At 66.8% G+C, this 4,006-nt stretch carries 3 protein-coding genes and 3 pseudogenes; 3 read left to right on the top strand and 3 right to left on the bottom strand.

Annotation, left to right across the window (positions count from 1 at the left end):
* Window positions 1-55: 55 nt before the first annotated feature.
* From B2R83_RS05005 to B2R83_RS04995, 3 genes are read right to left on the bottom strand one after another with little or no spacing between them, the layout of a single operon-like run.
* Window positions 56-736, bottom strand: coding sequence for a cation transporter (locus B2R83_RS05005; RefSeq protein WP_292038740.1), 681 nt, complete (start codon window positions 734-736; stop codon window positions 56-58).
* A 55-nt stretch (window positions 737-791) separates the two neighbouring features.
* Window positions 792-1,358: a dCTP deaminase gene (gene dcd / locus B2R83_RS05000; RefSeq protein WP_027867561.1), complete on the bottom strand. Its 567-nt coding sequence runs from the start codon at window positions 1,356-1,358 to the stop codon at window positions 792-794.
* A 37-nt stretch (window positions 1,359-1,395) separates the two neighbouring features.
* Window positions 1,396-2,229: an alpha/beta fold hydrolase gene (locus tag B2R83_RS04995; RefSeq protein ID WP_292038730.1), complete on the bottom strand. Its 834-nt coding sequence runs from the start codon at window positions 2,227-2,229 to the stop codon at window positions 1,396-1,398.
* A gap of 166 nt (window positions 2,230-2,395) precedes the next feature.
* Between B2R83_RS04995 and B2R83_RS04990 the strand changes: the two are divergent.
* From B2R83_RS04990 to B2R83_RS04980, 3 pseudogenes are all read left to right on the top strand, one after another.
* Window positions 2,396-3,082: pseudogene (locus B2R83_RS04990) on the top strand (response regulator transcription factor); the annotation flags it as partial.
* Window positions 3,081-3,488 (top strand): annotated as a pseudogene (locus tag B2R83_RS04985) (winged helix-turn-helix domain-containing protein); the annotation flags it as partial. The pseudogenes B2R83_RS04990 and B2R83_RS04985, both read left to right, overlap by 2 nt.
* A 1-nt stretch (window position 3,489) precedes the next feature.
* Window positions 3,490-4,006, top strand: a pseudogene (locus tag B2R83_RS04980) (two-component sensor histidine kinase); the annotation flags it as partial.

Here is a 4,006-nt window from a genome sequence, read left to right as displayed (position 1 = left end):
CTTAACTGAACGGCATTAGGGCGCAAGCCCCTTTTTTTACGCCGCTGCGATCGTGCTAGCGGCGTTTGAGTTCGATCGTCGCGGCGGGCACGGACGCGGGCGCGGCAGGCGCAGGCGCCTGCCCCTCGCGCATCTCGCGGCGGGCGTGGGTCATGACGGAATACGCGGCGGACAGGCCGAGCAGGCCCATGATGGTGGCCACCAGCAGGTCCGGCAGGCCGCTCCCGGTGCCGAACACGCCGAGGGCGGCGAGCATCACGGCCACGTTGGAAATCGCGTCGTTGCGGGTGCACAGCCACACCGAGCGCATGTTGGCGTCGCCGTTGCGGTAGGTCCATAGCAGAGCACCCACCGAGCAGTTGGCGAGCAGGGCCAGGAAGCCCACTACGCCCATCGTCTCCGCTTTCGGCGCGACGCCAAGCTGGAGGTGCCACAGCGCGGTGCCGAGCACGAAGACGCCATAGCCGCCCATGGTCGCGCCCTTGAGCAGCGCGGTGCGCGAGCGCCAGATCGGCGCCAGCGCGAGGACGAACAGGGAGATGCCGTAGTTGGCGGCGTCGCCGAGGAAGTCGACCGCGTCGGCCAGCAGCGCGACCGAGCCCGCGGCCCAGCCGGCGACAATTTCGACGCCGAACATCAATCCGTTGACCCAGAGCGCGATCCAGAGCACGCGCCGGTAACGCGGGTCGACCGGCGGTTTGCCGGAAGAACAGCCGCCGCTGCAGCAATCAGCCATACGGGTTCAGCCCATCAATATGATTCAATCCTGACAGGATACCGCAAAATTTGAATCAGGTTTTCGGCAGCGTCACGCCGTGCTGGCCCTGGTACTTGCCGCCGCGGTCCTTGTACGAGGTCTCGCAGATTTCATCGGATTCGAAGAACAGCACCTGGGCGCAGCCTTCGCCGGCATAGATCTTGGCCGGCAGCGGCGTGGTGTTCGAGAATTCCAGGGTCACGTAGCCTTCCCACTCCGGCTCGAAAGGCGTGACGTTGACGATGATCCCGCAGCGCGCATAGGTCGATTTGCCGAGGCACACGGTCAGCACGTTGCGCGGGATGCGGAAGTACTCGATGGTGCGGGCCAGCGCGAAGGAATTCGGCGGAATGATGCAGACATCGCTTTTGACGTCCACGAAGGAATTCGAATCGAAATTCTTGGGGTCGACGATGGTGCTGTTGATGTTGGTGAACACCTTGAACTCGTCGGCGCAGCGGATATCGTAGCCGTACGACGAGGTGCCCCACGAAATGACCCGGCGGCCGTCGGACTCGCGCACCTGGCGCGGCTCGAAGGGTTCGATCATCCCGGTCTCTTCCGCCATGCGGCGGATCCATTTATCGCTCTTGATAGCCATCGGTGACATTCCAAAAAATCAATCCCGCGATTTTACGCTAAACCGCCGCCGCCGACACGCTTTGGGTGGCCGGCATCGATGGCGACAGCAGGCGCCCAATCATCTCGTGGGTCAGGCGCGCCGTCTCAAGCGGTTTCTCGAGCGGGTACAGGTGGCCGCCCTCGATCATCACCAGGTTGCGCCCCACCAGGCGGCGCGTGGCGTCGAGCCCGGCCTGGCGCAGCTCCTCCGAGGTGGTGCCGGCGATGAAGCCGATCGGTAGGGGAAAAGGCGCGCGCAGGATCGCGCCCATGTGGTGCGGCAGCGTGTTGTAGATCATGGTTTCCACGGCCCGGTCGAAGCGCAGCTGCACGCCTTCCGGATGGGGCTGGAGCCCGTGGTCGAGGTAGTCGTCGAGCGCACCGGGCGCCCAGGCCTGGAACATCGGCTTGGCGATGAAATGCTGGTAGGCCGCCGCCCGGTCCGGCCAGACATTGCGCCGGCGTTCGGAAAACTTCGCCGGCGAGAAGCGCGAACCCATGCCGCGTTGCTTGACCAGCTTCCACAGGAAGGCGCGCCAGCCGGCCACCACCGGCGAATCGAGCATGACGACGCAGCGCGCCAGCTCGGGCCGCTGCTTGGCCGCCATCATGCTCAGCATGCCGCCGAGCGAATGGCCGACCAGGATCGGCGGGCGCTCGTAGGCCTCCAGCTGGTGGATCAGCTCCTCCACCAGGCCGTGCCAGCCGTCGCCCACCGGAAAGCGCGGGTCGTGGCCGTACATGTCGTGGGCGCGCAGCTCATAGTGCGCGCCGAGGGCCTGGAACAGCCGACTATAGGTGCCGGCCGGGTAGCTGTTCCCGTGGGAAAAGTGCAGCAGCGGTTTGCTCATGAGGGTATGGCGTGAATGTCAACGGTCCATTGTAATGAAAGAGCCCGGTGTACGAACCGGGTTTAGAGGGGAATGCCTACACCAATAAATGGCCGGCATGTAAATCCAGGTAAAACTTCCCACCGCACAAGAAGCTGCCGGCGGCGCGTTTGCTATCCTGCTGCCCATGAACCACGTACTGCTGATTGACGACGACGTCGAACTCGTCGGGATGTTTTCCGAATACCTGGGACAGGAAGGCTTTCGCACCACCTGCGTCCACAACGGCCACGACGGCGTGCGCGAAGCGCTGCGCGGCGACTATGCCATCGCGGTCCTCGACGTGATGATGCCGGGTACGAACGGCATCGAGGCCTTGCGCCAGATCCGCGCGGCCGGCTGCGCAGCGGGCCGGATTCCGATCCTGATGCTGACCGCGCGCGGCGACGACGCCGACCGCATCCTCGGCCTGGAACTGGGCGCCGACGACTATGTCACCAAACCCTTCTCGCACCGTGAACTGGTGGCCCGGATCCGGGCGGTGCTGCGCCGCGGTCAGGATGTCGAGCTGGTCCCCGATGTGGTGGAGAGCGGCGGTGTCCGGATGGATGTGGAACGGCACACGGTCTCGGTCAACGGTGAGCCGGTACGCCTTGCGCTGAAGGAATTCGAGCTGCTCGAGATGCTGTTGCGCAATGCCGGCCGGGTGATGACGCGCGGGCAGTTGATCGACCGGATCTGGGGTGCCGACTACGTCGGGGACACCAAGACCCTGGACGTGCACGTGAAGCGGCTGCGCTCCAAGATCGAACGCGATCCGTCCAACCCCGTGCTGCTGGTCACCGTGCGCGGGCTGGGCTACAAGTTCGNNACTGGGCGCCGACGACTATGTCGCCAAGCCCTGCACGCCGCGCGAACTGACCGCGCGGGTGCGCGCCATCCTGCGCCGCACCCAGGCCAGCGGCGCCGGCCCCGGCACGGTGCTCACGGTCGGCAAGCTGAGCATGTATCCGGAACAGCGCCGCGCCTCCTGGGACGGCGCGCCGCTGGAGCTGACCAGCACCGAATTCAACCTGCTCGACGTGCTGGCGCGCCATGCCGGCCGCCCCGTCAGCAAGAACGAGCTGTCGGAACAGGGCCTGGGCCGGCCACTGGCGCGCTTCGACCGCAACATCGACGTGCACCTGAGCAGCCTGCGCCAGAAACTGGGCCTGCTTGCGGATGGCCGCTCTCCCGTGCAGACGATCTACCGCCAGGGCTACCAGCTGATCCGGGACTGACATGGGCCGCCTGTTCTGGAAGTTCTTCCTCTGCATCCTGCTTGCCCAGGTCGCCGCCACCATCGGCATCGGCGGCGCCTTCTGGCTGCGCGACCGTGCCCGCAGCCAGGCGATCGAACTCGACCACGGCCCGCCGGCCTGGATCGCGCTCGACGCGGCCGCCGCCACCCTCAAGCACGGCGGCGTACTGGCCTTGCGCGGGATGCTGGGCGACATGCAGCGTCCCCAGGTGTTCGTGCAGGACAGCCAGGGGCGCGAGCTGCTGGGCCGCCCGGTGCCGCCCGAACTGCAAGCCGAACTCACGCGCCAGCTGACCTCGGGCGAGCCGCGCCGCGGCATCCGGCAGTTGGCCGGGCCCGACGGCGAACGCTACACGGCCTTCGTGCGTCGCCAGTTCCGTGGAGCCCCGCTGGCAGGCGCCGGCGGCGCGGCTGCGCACCAGCACCGCTCCGGGGAAGCACCACCTGGACCGGGACCGGGACGGCGCGTCGGCCAGGTCGCCGGCATCGTCGCCGCGA

Origin of the sequence: Massilia sp. UBA6681 (genome assembly GCF_002454935.1) — a bacterium.
GTDB classification, from domain to species: Bacteria; Pseudomonadota; Gammaproteobacteria; order Burkholderiales; family Burkholderiaceae_D; genus Telluria; species Telluria varians.
This window is presented reverse-complemented; position numbering and strand designations above follow the sequence as displayed.